This is a genomic window from Methanosarcina sp. MSH10X1 (genome assembly GCF_004099695.1).
In the GTDB taxonomy this organism is placed as follows: domain Archaea; phylum Halobacteriota; class Methanosarcinia; order Methanosarcinales; family Methanosarcinaceae; genus Methanosarcina.
The window spans coordinates 62,171-84,736 of sequence record NZ_SCHL01000006.1; the positions used below are offsets into that span (position 1 = coordinate 62,171).

Sequence of the window (22,566 nt, forward strand, 5' to 3'; positions counted from 1 at the left end):
CTTTATGGATAGGTTTTAACTGCCTTTTTGAATTCCATAATGCTTTTCGTTAAGATTTTTCCTGGCGTACAGTTTCCCTGACATCATCTCTCACAATTGATAGCCTTAGTCAATCAATAGGATAGACATTGGTTCAGGCTGTCCTTTAATGGGGAATTCCAGGGGCATACCTGATTCTGCGGCTGTCTTCTTCATATTGATTCCGACTGCATGCTCCGGAATTCTTGCCATGTTTGAGTGGAGGCAGATTCCCTTCTCCACATTGCATTTTTCACACAGCCTGCATGAACCGTTCACAAATGCGACTGCGAAGGTAAAACCTTCATTAAAGGCTGCCTTTTCAAGCTCCAGCATTGCGGACGCCATCTTCTTGCTGTAGTCAAAATAATCTGACCAGAATTTAGCAGCTTTTTCCCTTGTTTCTTCAGGCTCCGTCGGGTCAAGCCAGGTTTTGTACGGGGCTTTTGCGATTTCTTCATCTGCGACTGCAGGAGACCTGAACTTAACAAGCATTGCGTAACTATATTCTTTGAGGATCTCCCGAAACTCGTCAACCGTGGGAACGTGCGGAGGGCATGTCAGCTTTTTTCCGTACCCTATGCAACCCCTGCATTTTAAAACAACTCTTCTTTCTACAAAGACTTTGTAAGTAGGAATTATCTTTGCATCAATTGCTTCCAGTTCCAGGGCTTTTTTTGTAAGAAAGTCAAACTCTTGATGTTGTATGTCTCTTGATGACAAATTCATCCCTTCTAAAAACATTATTTTGAGTAAAAACTATTAATTAGCCGTTATTGAATTAAAAGTAGGCACTGCGAGCACAGGTTACTATTTAATAATACGTAAAGACACTATCAGTTTAATTTTTATTTGTTGAAGTGGAAGAATTAAACTTACCTTAGATAAAATTTTCCATTTTTTTGTAAAATATGGACTTAGCGTCTGGCCAGAAAATATAATACTGCAATATATGATAATAACAGCTTTCAGGAATGGTGAAAAGTACATTGTTTGAGGAAATCGGGAAAACCAGGCTACTGGAGCATTATAATAAAAAAGAGTTAGAGTGAGAGAGGCAAGCAACTGGTGGAGCTTATTCCCTTCTGGTTTTTCGGATCATATCAATGAAGTATCTGGTTTCCTTTCTTACATCGTCACTGCACACAACTGCAGAAATTGCAACCAGGCTGTCAGCTCCGTTTTGGATAACGCTCTGACAATTCTCTTTGTTTATTCCGCCAATTGCAACTACAGGAAGCTGAATTGCGGCTTTAAGTTCTCTTATTTTAAGCGGACCTATTCCTTCTCCAGCGTCTTTTTTTGTAGCCGTATCGAAGATAGGACCAAGCCCTATATAGTCAGCTCCGGCTTTCTCCGCCCGGATTGCCTCTTCCCTGTTGTGGACGCTAAGGCCGATGATCTTGTTTTCTCCAAGAAGTCGCCTTGCCATTTCAATGGGCATGTCGTCCTGCCCGATATGGATTCCATCCGCATCAACAGCCAGAGCGACATCGATCCTGTCGTTTACCAGAAATATCGCTCTGCCGCTGCAGATCCTCTTGATTTCGGAGGCTTCTTCGACCATCGCTTTCGTGCTTCTGGCTTTTTCCCGGTACTGAACAATCCTGCAGCCTGACTCAACTGCCTCCCTGACATCGGATAAAGTCCCTTTCTTCGAGAGTCCGGAATCCGTTACGAGATAAAAATCGATTTCTTTTAAAAGGGACTTTATCCGGTTGAAGTTTTTCTGGTTCATAATGCTTAAATCCACCCAGCTTATAGTTTTTCAAAAAATGCTTTCTCAGAAATCCGTTTTCCTGGAACTTACAGTCCTTTTTCTTCAGGGGCTTACAGATCTCTATATTTCTGAATTAATGTTCTCATCTTTTTTATTCTGAACTTATTTTTCTTCAAAGTTCATCATATTTTTTGCTTTCTCATCCGACAGGTTGAATACTTCGTCATACAGGTTAACCTTAAAACTTCCGGGCCCGCTTGATTTTTCGGCTGCAAGTTCCCCTGCAACTCCGAAGTAACATAAAGCGTCCCTGGAGGCTTCGCAGTAATCAGGATTTACAGCAGCAAACAAACCTATTACCGATGCAGCCATGCATCCGGTTCCGACAATCGACCCCATCTGCTCATGCCCGTTTTTTACAATAAATACCCTCTCTCCATCACTTATAATATCTTCTTTTCCTGTCATCACGACAATGGAGGAACTTGACTTTGCGAATTTCTTTGCAATTTTTTCGGGGTCCGCATTAATTGAAGTTGCTTCAACCCCTTTTGTCTCAGCATTTTCGCCTGCCAGTTTTGCAATTTCCGAGTAATTGCCTTTGATAATATCGATACGGACCGAACCAAGAATTTTTGCAGCCATCTCGTCCCTGAACCTCGTTGCCCCTACCCCGACGGCATCAAGCACGACCGGGATTTTCTTTTTATTTGCAGCATCAGCCGAGAGAAGCATGGAACCAATTATCCCGGGTGTCAGGGTTCCGATATTAAGCACAAGAGCCGAGGAAATCCCTGTCATCTCAGTACATTCCTCAGGGGCATGCGCCATTACAGGCAGTGCACCAAAAGCCCTTGTTATGTTTGCGCTGTCATAAATCGTTACCCAGTTTGTTATATGATGTATAAGGGGTTTTTTTTCTCTTATTGTTTTTAACGGAGTGTTCATAAGATTCCTCAATAGACGTTTTAGGAGCTTATCCGTACAGGGCCGGTTGCATCAGGGGTCGCAATCAGAAACGTTATGATCAGAGCCATGCTCAGCAGAATCCTTATTCCTGATCCTTTCTGCGCCTGTATAAACATTCATCTTCTGCCCCCGGACAAAACCGAGAATAGTAAGACCTGACTGTTCCCCAAGCCTTATGGCAAGCGTGGTGGTTGCACCTCTGGATGCAATAATAGGAATATTGGCTATAAGACATTTTCTTATCATTTCCGAGGAGAGCCTCCCCGAAGAGACTGCAATTGTCCTGGAAAAATCCACCCCATGCTTCAGCCCGTAACCTATTGCCTTGTCAAGAGCATTATGCCGGCCTATATCCTCCATTATGCAGAGCTTGCCCTCGGGTCCGAAAAGCCCTACGATATGGATCCCTCCTGTCCTTTCATGAAGCTCGGAAGCCAGGGTGACTCTCATCATATTTTTTACCGTGGAAAGTTCCAGGATCAGGTCGGACCGGATAGCAGGAAGCCTGTCAGCGTCAAGATAGGAAGTATCGCCGCCGCAGCCCGAAAGCACGGTTTTGCCTGAGAACATGATCGAAAAAGGATCTTTAGTAAGGACACTTGCACTCATGCCGGTGACACTTTTCTCTTCTCCCTGCTCTTCTATACGCAGGGATTCGAGATCTTCAAGTTTGCTTATTATTCTTTCCGTGTATAGAAATCCTGTAACGAACTCCTCAAGCTCTGTCGGGCTTATCATGGCTGTTAGAGCATGGCGCCCGTTGACGAAGACCGCAAGAGGCACTTCCATTACGACCTCATGTGAGGATGGAACCATTGATTCGCCATCAATTTTTATATAAGGAACCGTGCTGTACATTCTTACACCAAATTCCTGACGGATTTTTGTTTCTTTAGACTTCATTCCGGAATATTCCCGGATTGTGCTTTCACATTTTTCAGGCACCCGTTACACCATACGAGCGATTTCTTCAACGGTTTCAATAAGCAGGTCAATCTCTTCCAGATTATTATACAGGTAAAGGCTTGCCCTGACAGTACCATTTTCAAGCCCTAGATACCTCATCAGCGGAATACAGCAGTGGTCTCCCGAACGGACAAGAATTGCGGCTCTCTCATCAAGCAGATATGCGATCTCATGCGGGTGGATTCCGTCTATGGTAAAAGAGACGACCCCTATCCTGTTTTTTAAGTTTTCAGGCCCGTAGACTGTGACGTTTTCAATCCCGGTAAGCCCTGAAAGCAGGCGGTCAGTAAGTTTCTGTTCGTGCCTGAATACGGCATCCATCTCCAGATTCTCTAGATATTTCACAGCCTGAGCAAGCCCGATCGCGCCTGAAATGTTCGGGGTGCCCCCTTCAAATCGCCGGTATCCGTCGGTTAAGGTATATCCTCCGGTTGTGACGTCCTCGACTGTGCCTCCGCCCAGTATGAGGGGAGAAATAACCTCATCACGCATCCAGAGAACGCCTGTGCCGGTCGGTCCGAGCATCTTATGTCCCGAAAAGCAGAAAAAATCACAGCCCATGCGCCGGACATCCACAGGAAAATGGGGAACGGATTGTGCCCCGTCAACCAGAAGATAGGCTCCCCTCGCTTTGCAAATTTCAGCAATTTCCCGGACAGGCTGCATGGTGCCGAGTACGTTTGAGGCATGGCTGACCGCAACCAGTTTTGTGCTTTCCGTAATTGCCTCCTTAAATGCTTCGAGACCAAAGACTCCGGCTTCGCCGGGCTGGATAATTCCCACTTTAATGCCCTGCTGGCGCAACCGAAGCCAGGGAAGCAGGTTGGAGTGGTGCTCTGCTCCTGTTGTGACCACCCGATCTCCGGGGTGCCAGTCAAGGCCGGCTGCAACCATATTGATAGCTTCGGTCGTATTCTTTGTGAAGACTGTCGTGCCTTCTTTCCCGCCAATGAAACTGCTGACCCTATCATGTGCGTCCTGATACCTCTGGGTTGCGACCCTTGCAAGCCTGTGCATCCCCCGCCCAACACTGGCCCGGTACTGCCGGTCGTATTCGTTCATTGAGGCGATTACAGGCTCAGGAATAAGACTGGTTGCCGCACTATCCATATAGTGGAGGAACCTGGGTATCTGGAAGTCAGCCAGGCAGTCTTCAATTCTCATAAAACTTCATCCATACTACCGCTTTTCATTCCTATCAAAGAAAGGCACTGTACTGTAACACAGAACGAATTTACATTTATCTTCTCCTGCATAAATAATAGTCCTTCACAAGACAGCAGGCGTATAAAGCGTATATGTTTGATCCTGTTATGAAGCACGCTTTCTCAATACTGACCAAAAAGAATAAGACAGTTGAGTTCCGTAGATTAACTGGAAGTTTCTCGTTAACAGGGAACCAGGGGAGTATTCGGCTTAATGAATCATGCATGAAACCGCAGAATATTATAGTTATCTTAATAAAAATAAAAAGAAGGAAAACAAATGGCAAGGGTTATGATCGTAGACGAGGCCGAGTTTATGCGGATGGCAATCCGTGACACTCTTTTCAGGCACGGGCACGAAGTGGTCGCTGAGGTGGCTGATGAAGACGAAGCCGTTCAAAAGTATCTGGAGGTAAAGCCTGACCTCGTGTTAATGGATATAATGGTGCCGGATAATGTGCCGGACAATATGAAATGGAAAAGTTTACTGGATAAATTACTTGTTGTAGACAACAAAGCAAAAATGGCAATGTTCTCTTCCTTTGGCCAGCAGGTTCTTATAACGGAATCCATGGAAATAGGTGCTATGGGTTTTGTAGTAAGGCCCTTTGAATCGGATGGAATCCTGGATATGCTTAAAAAAATTGCCGAGCCAAATTAGGTTTTTGAGCTAACAGGAACTAAACAAAGCTTCCATTCCGAAATTAAACATATTTCCGGCTAAAAGTCCCAGTATGTAATACTTCACTTACATTCGGGTTTTTGTATAGAAAACACAATACAGCACGGTTTTTCTATTTTGAATCTCTTAATTTGGTTACCTGCAGTAAGTTCCGCTCCTGATATCACCACCCAGCCATATTGTAGAATATAAATCAGGAATTTAGCAAAATATAATCCGGTTTTTCATTATCCAGATTTTGTGGCGAAAACCAATATAGGAAGAAATAAAGAAAACTTACCGGGATTCAAGAAAATTCACTAAAATCCACCAATCATAAAAGAAAAGAGTTTGCGGGGAAATATGATGACCGAGATAACAGACGAACTGGTGATTCGCGGAAACCACATTAAAAATCGAATTGTAATGCCTCCTATGGTTACTTTTTCTTTTCGTGGGGATAATGGATCATATTATGGAAAGCAGCACATCGAACATTATACAAAACGTGCAATAGGTGGAGCAGGTCTTATTATTGTGCAGGCAACCAGCGTTTTTGGGGCTGTGGATTCCACAGGCATGTGGTCAACAGGTGATATTGCGGCTTTGAAGCAAATTGTGAGCAATTGCCATGCGTATGGTGCAACAATAATGCTGCAACTTCATTGCGGGAATATGAATATTAATGAATTCTCAACTGAAGAAATTCATTCCATGCAGAGAAATATGAAGCAAGCAGCCCTACGCGCCTGTGAAAAAGGTTTTGATGGCGTTGAGTATCATTTCGCCCACGGGTTTACCTTATGCAAGTTTCTTGATGCTTCTTACAATCGTCGGACAGACCAGTACGGCGGCGACGCTTTAAACAGGGCAAGGGTTTTAACACAGATTCTACCGGATATTCGGAACAATACTCACAAAAACTTTATTGTCGGCGTGCGCATGGGTGAATATCTGCCAGAGAGCAAAGACGGCATCGAAGCAGCCAGAGCCTTTGAAAAAGCCGGTATTGATTTACTGCATATATCATTTGGCATGGAACCTCCTGCAAACCCTGTTCCCGAAGGTTTCATATGCAGTCCCATGACCTATAGTGGCTGTAAGATCAAAAAGGAAGTAAATATTCCCGTTATCGCAGTTAATGAAATCCGCAAGGAAGAACAGGTACGATTTTTGATTGAGAATGACTATGTGGATCTTGTTGCTGTCGGCAGGGGAATGTTAGCTGACCCTGAGTTTGCCAATCATGTAATTAACAGCGAGCCTGTGAACACGTGTGCAGGGTGTAAGAGGTGTTTCTGGTTTACTGACCATACCTTATGTCCGGCAAGAAGTGAAGAATGAATTTATGGGGATTTAAAGCAGGACTTTTATAAGGTTTTTAATTCATTAAATCATACATGCACGTGTGAGTTTTTAATTCACCTCTATCCTTCTTTTAACACTGACCCCTCATTTATATTTCTCATAATATTATATTCTCTGAATAATATTATATAATGACAAATTGAACTCTTTTTGTGGCACATAATATGGGGGTAAATATGGATCAAAAGAAAGAAGACAAAGCGTTTTTACAAAGTTCAGAGAAGGGAGGTGGGATATATGGAACAACCGGTTGATACTGGTCCCAGAATAGAGTTAAAAGTACCGCAGGGACCAAAAGTACCTCAGGAACTGTGGTGGTCGGTTCTTCTGGAAGGAATTATTGCTACTATTATAGGTATATTCCTTTTATACGAGCCTATAGCAACCACTATTCTGCTAATACAAATTCTAGGCATTTTCTGGCTGGTAGAAGGAATTTTTTCTGTTATACGTGCACTGATATTTACAAAAAACGGGAAATGGAAATTGCTTTCAGGTATCCTGAGCATAATTGTGGGAGTTGTTATACTGATGTATCCTATCATCAGTCCCTTCATAGTTCTTAGATTACTCCTGGTCTTCATCGGAATTTTAGCTCTTGTCAACGGTGCTGTGATAGTTACTTCGGCAATTAAAGGAGGAGGGTGGGGCACGGGAATTCTCGGTGCGCTTACCATAGTCCTGGGTTTACTTCTGTTATCCAATTCTCTGACCGGAGTCATTGTTCTGCCATGGGTATTCGGGGTCTTCTTTGTTATCGGGGGAATTGGAGCAATAATCTGGGGAATAAAAATGAGAACCTGAAAACAGGATTGCTGTAATATATTTTTGTGTTCCGTATTTAAGTTAAGGCTCGATTAACCTCAGAACTTGATGTATATAATTTCTAGAAGTAAGGTTGCGCGGAAAATCATTAGCTTGTCCATTAGTCTATTTTTAATGTTGACTGGAAAACCAGAAGACCACGAAGGATAAAAGAGCTTAATAAAAGAGCTTAATTCTAGTATGAGTCTTTTAGGTTTAACAAACACAAATATTATATTTGTGGAGTTATAAATAGTAATTATATCTGTAGTTAAATGTTTATACTATCAATCAGTATTAATTATTAACTTAAGTTAGGACATATTTAAAGTCAGAAAAAATAAAAGTGTTTTTTAATAATTTATAGGGGGTCAAAATAATGAGAAAAACTGATAAGGGAATTAAATCGACAGCCACGCTGTCCCGCGAGGAGCTCAAGCAACAGGTCATCTCTAAAGCAGAGACGAATCCGGCTGCGAAAATTAAAGTTATTGAGGAATCTGCTGATATTGTTCACCTGGTGTTACCCCAGAAGCTGAAAGCAGCCAGTGGAGGATGTGTCGGATGCGATGGTGTAGGAGGTTGCGGATTCTGCGAGTGTAACAGCAATATCGGTGACCAGATACAAATCAGGGATCAGGTACAAATAAAGAGTCAAGCACAAATAAAGAATCAGGCACAAATTAAAAATCAAGCACAGATTAAGAATCAAGCGCAAATTAAGAAAAAGTTACAGAAATGAAACCGTCAGTTTATAATTTTGTCTGGTCAACCGATGACCCGGAAAAGGCAATTGTTTTCAACAGTCTTACTACAGCACTGGCTGAAGTGAGAAAGAGCCGTACAGGCTTACTGAACGTTTCTCAGTTTGATTACGCCCTCCTGCCAGAAAATGAAAAGCAGTTTGTTGATGAGCTGCAAAAGGGAGGATTCGTTGTTGAAGACGCTGCGGATGAGCTGAAAACGGTAAAATTTGCCTACAACAGCGACAAGTATGACAGCTCGTTGACCAGACTAATTATCGCTCCCACTTTAGCCTGCAACTTTGCCTGCTCTTATTGCTTCGAACAATCGGAGAAAAACCAGAGCAGGAAGAGCGAGCAAAATGCTTTCATGCCAGACAGTGTAAAGCAGGACTTACTTAGCTACGTTGAAAAAATTGTAAAGACGGGAAAAGATATATTCGTGACCTGGTACGGCGGAGAGCCGCTCCTGGCAAAAGATATTATTTTTGATCTTTCACAGAAAATAATTGCACTTACGGAAGAGAATAGCGTTGAATATTCGGCTGGCATGGTTACCAACGGCTACCTGCTTTCGGAAAATCCCGACATCGTGCAGAACCTTAAAGGAAGCCGAATTAAGTTTATCCATGTTACCCTGGACGGACCCCGCGAAGTGCATGACAGCCGCCGAATGCTCAAAGGAAGCAACGGCCCGACCTTCGACCGGATTCTTGACGGGGTCAGGCTTTTGAAAACGAATGGCATTGAGACATATATTCGCGTAAACATCGACCGCTCCAATATTGAAAACATTAGCAGACTCCTGGACGTGTTAAAGGAGAACAACCTGAGTGACGTATTCATCTACCTGGGCCATGTCATACCCTATACGGCGGGATGCAAGTCGTATGAGAGTTCCTGCATGTTGACCGAAGAATTCTCGGCAATAAACCAGGAATTTTATAAAAACCTGAACCTCATGGGATTTCAGGCAGGCAGAAAATCCTATTATCCGAGGTTTGCCCGCGCCTGCGATGCCAACCGGACAAATGCTTTTGTCCTTGACCCGGACGGGGACATGTACAAGTGCTGGACCGAAATAGGCAACAAGACCTCAAGCATCGGAAAAATCGGCGACCTGGTACGACAGGACAACGAGAAAGTAAATCGCGAAATTCAATGGTTGACCTGGGAACCTTTCGAGTATTCGGACTGCTTAAAATGCAAAATGCTGCCCATCTGCATGGGAGGCTGCGCCCATCAGGCAATGTTCATTAACAGCGGTCGACCTGAATGTAAGGAATGGAAGTATGGTCTGGAGAATTATGTTCGGAATATGTTTTCAAGTTTGAAGAATTTGAGGGCAGACAGCAAGTAAGATTTGCTGACACAGTTTAATGAAGATATTTAGATCGTGATCAAAATGGTTGAGTTTCTTGATACGAATGCAACATCTTCAGAACTAAGTAAAATGATTTCAAGGTCTGAAGAAAAGCTATACCTGGTAAGCCCGTATCTTCAAATGTCTGATAAGATAAAAATACTGATTCAACAAACGGAGAAAGAATCTCCTGAGATTGATATTAAGGTATTGTATCGTTCTGACAAAAACAACGAAATCAATGACAAGGACATGGATTTTCTTTTAAAACAACTAAATAATGCTAGCATTTATTCACTAGACAATTTGCATGCTAAATGTTACTTAAATGAGGATACTGCTGTCATTACATCGATGAACCTGTATCAACACTCCCAGGAAAATAATTGGGAAATGGGAATTAAAATTGATAAATCAAAAGATCCCGTTCTTTATGCGGATACTACACAGCACATTTCTTTATTATTTGGTGCCAGTAAAAAGCATGAAAAGAAATTAATCGATTTTGGCGATATTGCCAATCAAACCATCCGCGCCCGCAAGAAATTAAAAAAGGCTGGCAAAATAGCAATACCAAATAGCTGTTTTTGTATAAGGTGTGGTAAGGGCGTTAATTATGATATGGACAAGCCTCTCTGCCCTGCCTGTTTTAAATCATGGCAAAGGTACAAGGATAAAAAATATCAAGAAAAGTATTGTCACTACTGCGGAAAGGCAAATAAAACATCTTTTGGTAAGCCTTTGTGCACGGATTGTTATAAAGAGGTAAATCAATAATTAATATGCTATATTCTTTTAAATAATGCCAGAGAGTGATAAACTTTTATTCTCAACAGCCACGTTTTGGAGAGGGTTAAGGCTTGGGAACAACTTGGTTTTGGGCGGTAAGATTAAGGCTTAAGGAAGTTTTAGGTTTTAAGATTAGGGCTAAGTTTTAAGATTTGGGGGCAGATTTTAAAGTTTGGGATTAAATTTTAAGGTAAAGGAGTTAAATAAAAAACACGAGTTTCGTTACAAAAATATTTTTAAATCTTTAAAAATTTAACCCTTTTGTAACAACTCCTTTTAAACTATTTTTTCACAAGAGTTTTTAAAATTTTTCAGAAAATTTTTTCGTTATATTTATCGCAAACATCGCAAAAAAACGCAATATTTAAGCTATTGTGAACCAAACATTTCACTATGTCCACTTATTTGCGAGATTCAATTAGAAGATGTTTTCAAAAAAGTGTACAACTTATACAAAATGGAAAGTACAAGGAAGCTTTAAATGAGATCGAAAAAGCTGAAAAACCAGTAAAAGAATTGAATGAACCTGGGGATACATCCATCTTAAGGAGCACAAAGGGACATCTGTTATACTGTGTAGATAAATATGAAGAAGCCTTGGAAAATCATATTCTTGCTTTAAAAATTAGTGAAAATTTATTATCAAAAGAACCTGAAAATAAGACTTATCAGTCAACCTTTACGGTGAGTTTCACTGAGATTTTCGTTCTTGGAAACATATTCCACAAGATGGGACGTTTTCTTCAGGCAGAACAATGCTATGAAATGCATCTAGCAATATCTCAAAGACTCCTCAAAACCAATCCCGGAGAGATATCATATCAAGCAGTTTTAGCAACGACACAAAACGATTTAGGAGTCTTGCTTATAAATATGGGACGTTTCAAAGAAGCGAAACAAAGGTTTGAAGAAGCGCTAGATGTAAGGCAAAAAATACTTGAAGTTACCCCTGAGAAAGCCATATACCTGTCAGATGTAGCAATTACACTCAACAATTTAGGCGGCTTGCTTACTAAGATGGGGCACATTGAAGAAGCAAAGAAAAAGCTCGAAAAAGCACTAGAGGTGAGGCAACGGCTTCTCAAAAAATACCCAGAAAATTCATTATACCAATCATATGTAGGAGGCACACTCGTTAATCTTGGCGTTTTGCTTAAAGATATGGGACGTCTTGAAGAAGCGAGAGACAGATATGAAGAGGCACTAGAAATTTATGAGAAATTAGCTAAAGGAGATTCAGAAGACCCAATATACAGAGCAAATTATGCAGGTTTACTCGATAATCTTGGAAAATTACTCTCAGATATGGGAAGAGTCGAGCAAGCAAGACAATGGCATGAGAAAGCACTAAAGATCAGACAAGATTTCACCAAAGAGGAATCTGAAAACGTAGCATACCAATCCTATTTAGGGCAAATAAATAATAGTCTTGGAAATATGCCTAAACAAATGTATAAGTGGGAAGAGAATGGGCAAGAACTAGAGGATTACATTGAAAGCTTTCTCAGAGTTTCGCTAAAAAACGAGTTTTTAAAAAATTTCAAAGTTGAAAAGAACCATATTGAAGTGGGACGTGAGGGAACCGCGTATGAATTTGATATTTTTTATGAATTTACAATAGCTGGAATACCTCATAAAGCTGCAATAGAATGCCAGTATTATGATAAAAGAATAACAGAAGAAATAGTCAGACATTTTAAGTCAAAAATTGATGAATGCAATAATATTACTGGTTTTATTCTAGCTACTAAAAGCTATAATGCAGACGCTAAAAGATACGCGGATCGTTATGGTATAAAGCTGATAACTGATGATGAGTTACCAAATATACCAGGAATGTTGCTTGCACATACTGAATCTCTTGTGCCAAACAAAGATGTTCATGGTGATCCTTTTTGGACTATTATGACAGCAAATGAAGACGGAAACAGTTCGGGGGCGTTCTATTCATTTAGAGGCAATATAGTAAATATTCTTATGCCTCGCTTTCTCTGGCGTGATAACAGAATATATTTATTCATTTCTAAAAAGTCTGCTGAGAGGGTATTAGAAGTCGATGGGGGGAAAGGTTATGGGGTATTCGGAGTTAGCCGAGAACTTTTGAGAGGTATCTGTCTTATGGCAAAATTGGCTGACTGTCGGATCGAAATAGTACCTAAATTGCGATTCGAAGACAATGGAGGACTACTCGTTTTTGAACATTCGTATGATGAAATATTAGCTGAATATGATTTGGAATGATTTTCTTTGTATATTTTTGGAAGATTGTAGGCTCAATACTAATAAGGAGGAAATATGTCTAAATCACAAGAAGCAGGTAAAGAGTTAGAGAATACTGTTGAAAACGTTTACTCAATATTGTTGCAAAATGAGCATTTGAAGAATTCAAAAATTGAAAAGAATCATATTGAAATTGGACGTTCAGGAGCCAAACATGAGTTTGATGTGTTTTATCAAGTTGAAATTGCAGGAATAACTTATAAAGTCGCAATCGAATGTAAAAATCATAATAGGAATATAACAAAAGGAACATTCGGAGAATTTAAGCAAAAACTCGATGACTGCAATAATATTCGTGGTTTTATGGTATCTGCTAAAGGGTATCAAGAAGGAGCTAAACTAGAAGGAAAATACTATGGGATAGAGTTAATCACCACTGAAGATTTACCATATGTATATTCATTGTCTCTTACCCATGATAAATGGCTTTTACCAGAAGAAAATACATATGGTGATCCATTTTGGACTATTATGGCAGTAACTGAAGATGGGAAAAACATGGGAGTATTTTATGCACCTAAAGGTAATATACCACTATTTCTATCGAAGAAGTCTGCTGAACGGGCATTAAAAAGGACTGAGGTACAAGGTTTTGCTGTTTTCGGAGTTACACGAGAACATTTGATAGGCATTTGTCATATGGCAGAAGAATATAATTGGCCCTTTGCAATTGCTGGAAAATTGGGATTTAGTGGGCCAGATGACGGAATCCTTATGTTTGAACATTCATATGATGAAATATTATATCATTTTGACACAAAATAATTTTAACAGGCTCATAAAAGTTCCATTTTCACTGTCTTTGGACTCTTTTATTTTTTGCCTTTTCCCACACTATATTTTTCTAAACTCAATTACTCTGTATTTTATAGGAATACAGAATATATAGTTGATTATTGTTGATTTTAGAGCAAAATTATTTTGAGAAATGCGCGATAAGCAGAAAATAAACTTTTTAATAGCTGTTTTACTGCTTATATTTGTTCCCACCTGCTCTAAATATTTGGAAATTGTATCCAAGCTGACGGTCTGGGTTACATTAGAAAGGAAGCAAATATAGTCATACCTGTAATTGATGCAATCAAAATCACTCTATATCGCATTGATAATTGCATTACTTAGCGCTGTGACTATAATATTGAATATCAGTCTTTGGATGTAACTAAGTCACAGATATTCGTTAATATGGGGAAGAGACTAAGAAGGAGATTACAGTATTAACTCCTGACGAAGCTATAAAAAAAGGAATTAAGAACAGGAGTGAATTAAAGTATCTAACGGAAAAAGAGAGGGCGGGAAATTTAAATATTAATACACCCATTTGGAGAAAAGTGATAAGATATTATATTTATTTAGTATGTAAGCGCGAAACTGTAGATTATGAATGCTATTTAAGAATAATCAAGTGTAAAAGCTTATTAGATACTTAAAACTTAATCAATTGTTTAAAATTAATTAAAAATTCTTCTAAAAAACTAATTATAGTTTTATTCATGGAGATTTATGATGAGTGCCAGATATAATAAAAATTACTTATCTTTTGTAATTGCTCGTGTAGATTTCTCAAGTCCATTAAAAACAGATGAACTACCAGCAAATTTGAGAAAGACAATATTAGAGGAATTTCCAATACCAGAACCCAAAACGATAATGGAGCAGGAAGTTATAATTAAACCACAGGAAAAAGTGGAGTTAAAGGGTAATGTAGCTGGGACTGAATGGAATTTTCATGGAAAAATGAGAGAAAAGCGCCTTGTAATGAGTCCAACTTTCTTATCTATTACATATGAGAAAAGCTATGGGTCCTTTGAGGCACTTCAGTCGGAATTCTTATCCATTGTTGAAAAATTATTTGAAGTATACGAAAACATTGATGTTGTTCGTCTGGGACTTAGATATATAAATGAGATTTCTTTACCCGAAAAAAATCCATTATCTTGGGAGGAGTACTTAAATCCAAACTTATTAACTATGTTTGACATTCCAGAGAAAAAGGAAGATATTTTAAGAGGGTTTAGTGAGCTTATTTTTAAGGTTGAGGATATGAATTTGATTTTTAAATACGGGATACATAATCCAGATTTCCCTGCTCCAATTAGGAGAAAAACGTTTATACTTGATTTTGATGCACAAAACGCTTCCTTGCAGGAATATACAGATATAAAATACAATTTAGTCAAAGCTCACACTGAGATTGGAAATCTATTTGAAAAGTGTATTAAAGATCGTTTCAGAGTGATTATGAATGAGTGATGAATATTACAGATCCCATAAGGACCACTCGACAGAAACAAAAAACATAGAATTAGAATATTCTAGCGGAAAAGATGAAATTCCTATAATTGATGAGACAATTCCTTCAACAAGTACAAAAGGTGAAGAGAATAAATATAGCACAGGTAAGCCAAGGAGAGTTATAATCAGGGCACGGATTAACAATGACTGAAGCTCACGTTACTATAATTGAAATAGATAAGACCTATCCTCATCTATCTCAAGGAGATATTTTCAAGGATGTTGAGTATATAGAAAGCGTTAAAGTATGCGGTAATGATGTAGAGATCTCTAAAATTATCTTCCCTTATGTAGTGGTTCTTACTCAAGATTGTGATTTGCTTCAAGATTATAAAACAAGACTTGATAAAAAAATCGTTGGCGGGCTTGTACCTAGTAATAATGTGATTGTATCAGTATTAGTAACCCCCTTATACAATGCTGCGCATTTTTTAGAAGGGGCACATTTAAGTGAGTTAAAAAAATCTATGGTAAAGATTAATAGGTACAAAAAAAAAGGAGAAGAAACTACTGATTATAAAAGATTAGTACAGAACGAGACACCTCGATATCACTATTTAAATTTTGGCACTGAATTTGAGATAGCCCCCTCTATTGTAGATTTTAAACATTACTTCTCATTAGATGCCGAATACTTATACGCCATTAAAAAAGAAAACTTTGTTTGTAAGATTTCTGAAATATATACAGTAGATATTTCTCAGAGATTTGCTAGTTATCTTTCGAGAGTAGGTTTGCCTGATATAGCTGATGAAAGGTGTTAATTTTCACACAGTAATTTTTTTCTCTAAAAGAAAAAGAACTGAGCATCACATACTCAGTTAAACAGCGGTCACAGTTATTTTATGAGTTCCCGGACTGACTGTATGGTACACATAATAAACGCCGTCTGCATTGATCACATTACACTTATCGGTTCCATCATACTGAGCCTTAAAACCTTTTTTGATATTTGTCAGCTTAATTGTAAAGTTATTAATCGGTTTTGAGGTGGTAATGTCAATGGTAACCCCTTTTGGAGTGTTATATGCCTGTATTTTTGCGGATTTCAGGGAGTTATATTTTGCAATCTGGTCCAGCGTTGAGAATACGGTGTAGCCGGAGTTCTTACTTACATAATCCAGAGTTTTTGACATATTTGAGAACAGGTCCGGTTTTGTCATCATTCCCTGAATGTGACCGGCTATAATATAGTTCGCCGGGAAATTGATTCCTTTGAAATACTTCAGACCTGCGGTATTTTTCTTGTAGAATTCATTTGCATTGGGTGCGCAGATATCGAAATATCCGGGGACTTCCATCTCTATGGTATTTGTCTTTTTTCCGTACAGCAGCTTCTGCTTCGGGAAAAATACGTTATTTGACTGCGTATCTCCAAGGGCAGTCATGCTGGTGTAGTACCCGTAGCTGCTATCGATTGCGAATCCTGCATTCGATGCTGCCTGATAAGCGGGTATGGCTGCGGCTGTATTGGGGAAACGGATTGATGAAAAACCGTAGTTTGACACACCGGCAGCCTTGTTCATTATTGATTCGGCTCTGGTGATATTCTTCTGGAACTGAGAGACTGTATAACCTGCCATCCAATCGGTGATTCTGTGGGGATGGATTGTGTGCGTATCCCCATACCTGGAAAAATGCTCAAGCCCGGATTTTGAGGTTTGTGCTTCCGATACGATGAAAAAAGTGTTCATGTCCTGCACGTTTGCAAGTTTCTTGCTTTTTTCCATGTCGAAGAAATTACGGGTTTTTGGGATTTCCTTATCGGCTCCCATAACATCGTCTATTGTCACAGTTATCTGCTTATCGCCTTTAGGATAAGTGATGCTTATACCATATGTGTTTTTGTCAAGCCCTAGAATCCAGCTTTTACTGTTCTGGAACAGGCGGGTTGCTGTATCTTTAGAGAAATAGTTGCACGAGCCGCCCGAAATGAACATATTCTCGTTCGAGTAGATGGCTTTAGCTCCTGTTTTAGTATTCTCGAACCTGATTAGCATATCCCCGTCTTTACGTACCGATGCCAGGACTCTGTATTTGAATCCTGATATATTGCCGCTGTCAGGATTGAATGCCCTTGTGTATGTGGATTTATTGGTTGTGCTCAGGGACCTGTATGATCCGGATAAACCAGTTGTTATCGGGTCGGTATTGTCTACAGTAAAATTGCTTTTACGGCTAATCCCTATTTCACCGGGCTTTCCCAATATACTGATTCTATTGTCCGAGATCGAACCGTCCGGTTTCATCCTCGGATCGGCAAAAAACCAGACTTTTCCCCCACTGTTCAGGTACTTGTTTACAGCTTTAGCAGCTTTATCTGACATATGCTTATCCGGAACAAGAAGCAGTTCGTAGTTCTTTTTAGTGAGATTCGATGTGATAGTAGAGTCTGTAAGATAATCAGGATTGTACTCAAAAAACATTGCAGTACAGATCGGATCATGAGCCACGACATCAGTTGAAGGAAGATACACGGCTATCTTTTTTGTATTGTCCAGGCAATTTGAAGAGCCTGCTGCAGCTATCTGGCAGGCGAGAACAAGGCATAATATTCCTGCAAGGATACAGCAGGTTTTCATTAAATTAAGTCTTATTTTCCTTTCTAAGAAGTTCACCAGGATCAGTCCGGATAATGTGTCTAAATTATATGCATACATGTCTAAATCTTGGCTTTTACTAAACGATGTCCAGGCTTATGAGACAGAGAAAATAAAATTAGCCGAATGAGATATGTGACAATAACTAAATAAATTTTTCTTTACTGTTGGGACTAAAGGCTAAATAAGTAAAGAATTGTCTTTTGGGGATATTGAAAATCTTGTAAACACATTAAAAGAAGTCCAAAATCCTGCATTGCTTAAGAAAACAGAAAGGGAAGTACTGAGTTTGAAAATACTTAAGATCACTTCAATGTTCAGTGTGAAATGTAAATTTCGCATTTATCAGTTTATGTGATAGCCATATGGCCAGTGAAGAAAACCAGTACCAATAACCTGTCTGTCCAGTGGTATATTATAAGCTCTCTGCCCGCGAAATATATTATAAAAATATTAGGTGGATTAACCACCTATTCACAACAGACTTAATTAGTTATTACTTTTTTCTTTGGTATAGAGATACTGCAAATAAGCTGACAACTCCACAAACCGCTTCAAATCCGGGTATGCTTGTACTCTTTCCCGTCTCAGATTTCTGTCCATCCTTACTTCCGGCGGCAATACTCTCTTGGCCAGCATCCTGGACACCGGTTGCAGGTTCAGTTTCGTTTCCGGTTTCTTTCACTACGGCCCTCCCTGTTATTGCAAAGGATGAGAACATCGGAGTTTCTGCCGTGAAGTACAGGTATTTGCTATCTTCTTTCAACAGTTTTGCGGGCAGATATGACCATGTTTTGTCTCTGTAACTGTCGAGAGTGATCGAATTCCGGTCAATCTTCTTATCCTGCAGCCAGGACTTCTCAACCTTGAAACACACTACAGGGTTTTCGATGTTCTTTGAAGTTGCAACTCCTCCACTTCCGACCCAGACATTAAAGGAATTATAAACTTCACCTTCGGGAAGCCCGGAAACCAGAGCTGATTTCCCTTTGAGCTGTTCAGCAATGGTTGTCGTCTTGCCAAGAGTTTTCTTTGCATCAAAGCTCACATACACGACGCAGGTGGCGTTTCTTGCAAAACTAAACTTTACAGGTTTCCCGTTTATAATAGACGCTTGCGAAATTTCCTTAACCTGAACATTTCTTGCTGGCTCGGGAGAACCGCCGCCACCGCCACCACCGCGGCTTCCGCCGCTTTTGTAGCTGCCCCCACTGTTTACACCTGTGCTTCCACCTGTGCTTCCACCGTCTGAATTGCTGTGTTGCATGACAGCTATTGTAGCAAGCTTTGAGGCAGTTCCTTTTTCATTGTTTACTGTCAGGTTAACGGAATAGGTACCTGGTACAGAGTAAATGTGCACTGGATTCTGCTCGGCTGAAACAGCTCCGTCTCCAAAGATCCAGCTCCATTCTATTGCATTTTTCGAGAGGTCTGTAAACCGGACAGAAAGCGGAGCATAGCCCTCGCTCACACTGCTGTTGAAATTTGCAAAAGGAAGTACTGGTTGTTTTATAAACTGCCCGAAGGCAACAGGAAATTCTCCCACACTGATCGTGGTTTTAACCCTGTTTGTAGCAGTGTCAATTACAGAAACAGTGTTGCTGCCACTATTCGTCACATATGCCTCATTTTCACCGGGGTTGAACGAAACGCCGATAGGATTAATTCCTACAGGTACAGTGGCTATAAGAATATTTGTAACCGTGTCAATTACAGAGATGGTATTGCTGTCGTAATTCACCACATATACCTTTTTTCCATCCGGGCTGGCTGCAACCCCCTGAGGAGAACTTCCTGCAGGCACCGCGGCTATTATAGTGTTTTTAACCGTATCAATTACAGAGACAGTGTTGTCCAGACTGTTCGACACGTATATCTTTTTTCCATCCGGGGTGACTGCAATACCTGTAGAAGCGTTTCCTGCGGGCACTGAAGCTGTTACATTATTTGTGGCAGTATCAATTACAGAAACAACATTGTTTGTTGAGTTCTCAAAGTAAGCCGAACTCGCTAAGTATACCTTTGTTCCATCCGGTGTGACTGCAATTCCAGAAGGATAGATTCCTGCAGGTACCGTGGCTATAACTGAGTTTGTTGCAGTATCAATTACAGATGTGGTATTGTCCAGATTATTAGCCACATATACTTTTTTCCCATCCGGGGTTACTGCTACTCCCCAGGGCTCGCTTCCTACAGGTACCGTGGCTATAACTGAGTTTGTTGCAGTATCAATTACAGATACGATATTGCTGTCATTGTTCGCCACATATACCTTTTTACCATCCGAACTGACTCCAATTCCATAAGGACCAGTCCCCGCTTCCACCGTGGCAGTAACACTGTCTGCTGCCGTATCAATTACAGAGATAGTGTTGTTACCCATGTTTGCAACATATGCATAAGGAGGCTGTTTGAGAACAGTTATAGTAGCAGGTTTCGAATCCGTACCATTATCATTGCTTGCTGTCAGGCTGACAGTATAAGGCCCTATTTTGGAATATATATGCACCGGATTCCTCTCGGTTGAAACAGTTCCATCTCCAAAGTCCCAGTGCCACGCGGTTACATTTCTTGAGCTGTCGTTGAACTGTACATTCAATGGGACATAACCTTCGCTTACATTGCTACTGAAGTTTGCAGCAGGAAACAGAATCGGATCGGTGAAGGCCTTGATGCACACATTTGTATTTCGGTCATATAACGCTATATCTTCCCACCGAATTCCATCAGGGCTTATGAAGCTCTCTCCTGCATTTGCTTTTGCCTTACTACTGTAGCCTGACATTGGATATTCATAGGCAACCGGGTAGTTGTATCCTGGAGTTGTAAGCTTCAGGGCTACCGAGAACTTTTGATCTGCTTTGAGCTTAACCCCCGAATTAAGGGGAATCGTGTGATAGCCTGCAAATGGAATTGTACCGCTTTGGGAAAGAATATAAGCTGTTCTATTTATGGGGCCGGACTCTGGATTAGTATATATATACATTTCATAGTTGCAGTTTAAGTCAGTTGTATAGAAACTTACGGCTTTGAGGACTTCATTGGATTTTGCAGTAAAGATGTTTGCACACCAGCAAGTGGGGTTACTATATCCAATACTGTTGACCCATCCGAGCGGGTCATACTGGTATATGGAATCATAATTATCAGGGATTTCAGCTGTGAACACGGCATTTCCATCGTATCCGAGTTTTGTGTCGTAGTAGGAAACATAGAAATACCCGTCCTCCCCCCAGGTCCCACCCCAGCTATTTTTTACAATAAATGCCCCGTTTCCCGAAGGAACGTTGGAAAACCGATTCTTATCAAACGAGTCATCCCAGCCCACAATGGCCACACCATGGTTAGGGTATAAGAAAGTACCGTTATAGTAATAGTAACGTTGATCAGGGGAATAATAGACGGTGCCCACGTACATTGTGGTAAACACCGCTCCGTAGGTCTGGACTGCATATTTTATGTTATCATTGTCCATTGAATTCTTCCTGCCTGGAATGATAAGTACATCCTGTACGTGTTTCTGTACATCCAGAACGGTGGGTGAATAGACTGAGGAATAATTAGAAGGATCGTAAGGATCATCGGTTTCACTCACTGGTCCGCTCCAGCGAGCCAGATAAGCTGTTGACATGAGATTGTTTCCACCTTCATCTGAAGTAAAGTCAAAACCTTCCGGATATGTAGAAGAAAGCAGGTTTTTCATATTATTCTCTGAAAAATCCCGATTTTCCCCCGGCATTAAACATGATTCCATAGATGAATAAGTTGCAAATGCCCAGCAAGTTCCTTCAAAACCCTGATCTTTCACACTTGTTACCCTGTTTAGAGTTCGCAGGTCGTAATAAGCTGGAGCGGACACATATGCTGAGATATTGCTTCTTAGATGACTGAGGTCTACAGGTGATGGTATAAAACCGGTCTGGTACTCATTTTGGGAAGGTGTACCTTGAGTGTAATTTTTGTTGTTAAGATATTTGACAAATTCGGGGTTTTCAGGTGCATGTGCAAGCTTTGGGGAAGCATCAATCTGGCTTATGGCATTTCTCGGAATTTCAGATGCTGTGTTTATTTCTGAAGATCTTGTATCTGCTATCGATATTGACGATCCTATAAACAAAAATAGAAATAGAAGTTCACTCAAGATTACTAATTTTTTTCTAATATTTATATCGCCTTTTATACTGAGTTTTTTCTTCATTTTAATCTCATTTTTTGCTTTCTGGTAATATCTCTTCAACTTTATTTACCTCCCTTTCCATATTTGTAAATGAGATCATCCTGGAAGCGAAGATTTGCTTTTCGAATTTTACACTCCAAGCAATCTATCAAATTTCCGGATTATGAGAGCAACTCTGGAAACTGTTAATTACTAAAAATAAGATGGCCATTGGGATTAGTTTTATAAACGTGCAACATTCCAGATAATTAAGTTTCTACAAATGTATCTTTGCCAAACTATAAGAGTATATTTAGAATGTTTTGCATAATAATTTGAGAAATAGCAGTTATAGAAAAATCTATAGCAATACTCATAGACACTATGCCCTTGAACAGGTAGAGTCCAGAAAATAACCCATTAGAATGTCACAGGATAAACTAAACTCAAACTATCCCCAGAATAATGGTGGAAGATACTGAGAGATATAAGGTTTCTTCACATGGACATAGAAAAGAAACGAAAATAGAAAAACAGTCAGATTAAAGACATATGAACTGAACCCTTTTATTATTCTATCAAGCGTGAATGGCACATGAATCTTTGACAGCTTTCACAGTCACCTTTAA

At 40.1% G+C, this 22,566-nt stretch carries 18 protein-coding genes; 11 read left to right on the forward strand and 7 right to left on the reverse strand.

Annotation, left to right across the window (positions count from 1 at the left end; translation table 11 throughout):
• Window positions 1-105: 105 nt before the first annotated feature.
• From EQO05_RS06920 to EQO05_RS06940, 5 genes are all read right to left on the reverse strand, one after another.
• Window positions 106-741 (reverse strand): DUF2284 domain-containing protein, encoded by a 636-nt coding sequence (locus tag EQO05_RS06920; protein WP_128505031.1) that lies wholly within the window; start codon window positions 739-741, stop codon window positions 106-108.
• Between the two features lie 352 nt (window positions 742-1,093).
• On the reverse strand, window positions 1,094-1,756 hold the full coding sequence (gene thiE, locus EQO05_RS06925; protein ID WP_128505033.1) for a thiamine phosphate synthase: 663 nt from the start codon (window positions 1,754-1,756) through the stop codon (window positions 1,094-1,096).
• A gap of 144 nt (window positions 1,757-1,900) precedes the next feature.
• A complete protein-coding gene (gene thiM / locus EQO05_RS06930; protein ID WP_128505035.1) occupies window positions 1,901-2,686 on the reverse strand; it encodes a hydroxyethylthiazole kinase in 786 nt (261 codons plus the stop codon).
• A 51-nt stretch (window positions 2,687-2,737) separates the two neighbouring features.
• Window positions 2,738-3,652, reverse strand: coding sequence for a formate dehydrogenase accessory sulfurtransferase FdhD (gene fdhD, locus EQO05_RS06935; protein ID WP_240664422.1), 915 nt, complete (start codon window positions 3,650-3,652; stop codon window positions 2,738-2,740).
• A gap of 3 nt (window positions 3,653-3,655) precedes the next feature.
• Window positions 3,656-4,837 (reverse strand): cysteine desulfurase, encoded by a 1,182-nt coding sequence (locus tag EQO05_RS06940; RefSeq protein ID WP_128505037.1) that lies wholly within the window; start codon window positions 4,835-4,837, stop codon window positions 3,656-3,658.
• Between the two features lie 321 nt (window positions 4,838-5,158).
• On the opposite strand from EQO05_RS06940, the gene EQO05_RS06945 reads away from it, so the two are divergent.
• The 11 genes from EQO05_RS06945 (at window position 5,159) to EQO05_RS06995 (ending at window position 15,945) form a co-directional block, all read left to right on the forward strand.
• Window positions 5,159-5,539 (forward strand): response regulator, encoded by a 381-nt coding sequence (locus EQO05_RS06945; RefSeq protein ID WP_128505039.1) that lies wholly within the window; start codon window positions 5,159-5,161, stop codon window positions 5,537-5,539.
• Window positions 5,540-5,905: 366 nt separating this feature from the next.
• Window positions 5,906-6,883 carry an NADH:flavin oxidoreductase gene (locus EQO05_RS06950; protein ID WP_128505041.1) on the forward strand — a complete coding sequence of 326 codons (978 nt, stop codon included), beginning with the start codon at window positions 5,906-5,908 and terminating at the stop codon, window positions 6,881-6,883.
• Between the two features lie 261 nt (window positions 6,884-7,144).
• Window positions 7,145-7,711, forward strand: a complete 567-nt coding sequence (locus EQO05_RS06955) for an HdeD family acid-resistance protein (RefSeq protein ID WP_128505043.1) — start codon at window positions 7,145-7,147, stop codon at window positions 7,709-7,711.
• Window positions 7,712-8,090: 379 nt separating this feature from the next.
• On the forward strand, window positions 8,091-8,453 hold the full coding sequence (locus tag EQO05_RS06960) for a hypothetical protein (protein ID WP_128505045.1): 363 nt from the start codon (window positions 8,091-8,093) through the stop codon (window positions 8,451-8,453).
• A complete protein-coding gene (locus tag EQO05_RS06965) occupies window positions 8,450-9,814 on the forward strand; it encodes a radical SAM/SPASM domain-containing protein (protein ID WP_128505047.1) in 1,365 nt (454 codons plus the stop codon). Before EQO05_RS06960 ends, EQO05_RS06965 begins: the two co-directional genes overlap by 4 nt.
• A gap of 45 nt (window positions 9,815-9,859) precedes the next feature.
• Window positions 9,860-10,594 carry a phospholipase D family protein gene (locus EQO05_RS06970; protein ID WP_128505049.1) on the forward strand — a complete coding sequence of 245 codons (735 nt, stop codon included), beginning with the start codon at window positions 9,860-9,862 and terminating at the stop codon, window positions 10,592-10,594.
• 405 nt (window positions 10,595-10,999) lie between these two features.
• Window positions 11,000-12,847 carry a tetratricopeptide repeat protein gene (locus EQO05_RS06975; RefSeq protein WP_128505051.1) on the forward strand — a complete coding sequence of 616 codons (1,848 nt, stop codon included), beginning with the start codon at window positions 11,000-11,002 and terminating at the stop codon, window positions 12,845-12,847.
• Between the two features lie 54 nt (window positions 12,848-12,901).
• Complete coding sequence (locus EQO05_RS06980; protein ID WP_128505052.1) at window positions 12,902-13,651, forward strand: restriction endonuclease; 750 nt, start codon at window positions 12,902-12,904, stop codon at window positions 13,649-13,651.
• 741 nt (window positions 13,652-14,392) lie between these two features.
• Window positions 14,393-15,139 carry a TIGR04255 family protein gene (locus tag EQO05_RS06985; protein WP_164888492.1) on the forward strand — a complete coding sequence of 249 codons (747 nt, stop codon included), beginning with the start codon at window positions 14,393-14,395 and terminating at the stop codon, window positions 15,137-15,139.
• Window positions 15,132-15,332, forward strand: coding sequence for a hypothetical protein (locus tag EQO05_RS06990; protein WP_128505056.1), 201 nt, complete (start codon window positions 15,132-15,134; stop codon window positions 15,330-15,332). Before EQO05_RS06985 ends, EQO05_RS06990 begins: the two co-directional genes overlap by 8 nt.
• Window positions 15,325-15,945, forward strand: a complete 621-nt coding sequence (locus EQO05_RS06995) for a hypothetical protein (protein WP_128505058.1) — start codon at window positions 15,325-15,327, stop codon at window positions 15,943-15,945. The genes EQO05_RS06990 and EQO05_RS06995 overlap by 8 nt, the downstream gene beginning before the upstream one ends.
• A 57-nt stretch (window positions 15,946-16,002) precedes the next feature.
• Here EQO05_RS06995 and EQO05_RS07000 read toward each other — a convergent pair whose 3' ends face one another.
• Complete coding sequence (locus tag EQO05_RS07000; RefSeq protein ID WP_128505060.1) at window positions 16,003-17,763, reverse strand: hypothetical protein; 1,761 nt, start codon at window positions 17,761-17,763, stop codon at window positions 16,003-16,005.
• Between the two features lie 514 nt (window positions 17,764-18,277).
• Window positions 18,278-21,979, reverse strand: coding sequence for a PGF-pre-PGF domain-containing protein (locus tag EQO05_RS15765; RefSeq protein ID WP_205793726.1), 3,702 nt, complete (start codon window positions 21,977-21,979; stop codon window positions 18,278-18,280).
• Between the last annotated feature and the right edge of the window lie 587 nt (window positions 21,980-22,566).

Excerpts from the sequence above, each read along its gene's own strand:
- thiE (WP_128505033.1), bottom strand. The coding sequence starts at position 1,756 with ATGAACCAGAAAAACTTCAACCGGATAAAGTCCCTTTTAAAAGAAATC.
- thiM (WP_128505035.1), bottom strand. The coding sequence starts at position 2,686 with ATGAACACTCCGTTAAAAACAATAAGAGAAAAAAAACCCCTTATACAT.
- EQO05_RS06940 (WP_128505037.1), bottom strand. The coding sequence starts at position 4,837 with ATGAGAATTGAAGACTGCCTGGCTGACTTCCAGATACCCAGGTTCCTC.
- EQO05_RS06945 (WP_128505039.1), top strand. The coding sequence starts at position 5,159 with ATGGCAAGGGTTATGATCGTAGACGAGGCCGAGTTTATGCGGATGGCA.
- EQO05_RS06950 (WP_128505041.1), top strand. The coding sequence starts at position 5,906 with ATGACCGAGATAACAGACGAACTGGTGATTCGCGGAAACCACATTAAA.
- EQO05_RS06955 (WP_128505043.1), top strand. The coding sequence starts at position 7,145 with ATGGAACAACCGGTTGATACTGGTCCCAGAATAGAGTTAAAAGTACCG.
- EQO05_RS06960 (WP_128505045.1), top strand. The coding sequence starts at position 8,091 with ATGAGAAAAACTGATAAGGGAATTAAATCGACAGCCACGCTGTCCCGC.
- EQO05_RS06965 (WP_128505047.1), top strand. The coding sequence starts at position 8,450 with ATGAAACCGTCAGTTTATAATTTTGTCTGGTCAACCGATGACCCGGAA.
- EQO05_RS06970 (WP_128505049.1), top strand. The coding sequence starts at position 9,860 with ATGGTTGAGTTTCTTGATACGAATGCAACATCTTCAGAACTAAGTAAA.
- EQO05_RS06975 (WP_128505051.1), top strand. The coding sequence starts at position 11,000 with ATGTCCACTTATTTGCGAGATTCAATTAGAAGATGTTTTCAAAAAAGT.
- EQO05_RS06980 (WP_128505052.1), top strand. The coding sequence starts at position 12,902 with ATGTCTAAATCACAAGAAGCAGGTAAAGAGTTAGAGAATACTGTTGAA.
- EQO05_RS06985 (WP_164888492.1), top strand. The coding sequence starts at position 14,393 with ATGAGTGCCAGATATAATAAAAATTACTTATCTTTTGTAATTGCTCGT.
- EQO05_RS06990 (WP_128505056.1), top strand. The coding sequence starts at position 15,132 with ATGAGTGATGAATATTACAGATCCCATAAGGACCACTCGACAGAAACA.
- EQO05_RS06995 (WP_128505058.1), top strand. The coding sequence starts at position 15,325 with ATGACTGAAGCTCACGTTACTATAATTGAAATAGATAAGACCTATCCT.
- EQO05_RS07000 (WP_128505060.1), bottom strand. The coding sequence starts at position 17,763 with ATGAAAACCTGCTGTATCCTTGCAGGAATATTATGCCTTGTTCTCGCC.
- EQO05_RS15765 (WP_205793726.1), bottom strand. The coding sequence starts at position 21,979 with ATGAAGAAAAAACTCAGTATAAAAGGCGATATAAATATTAGAAAAAAA.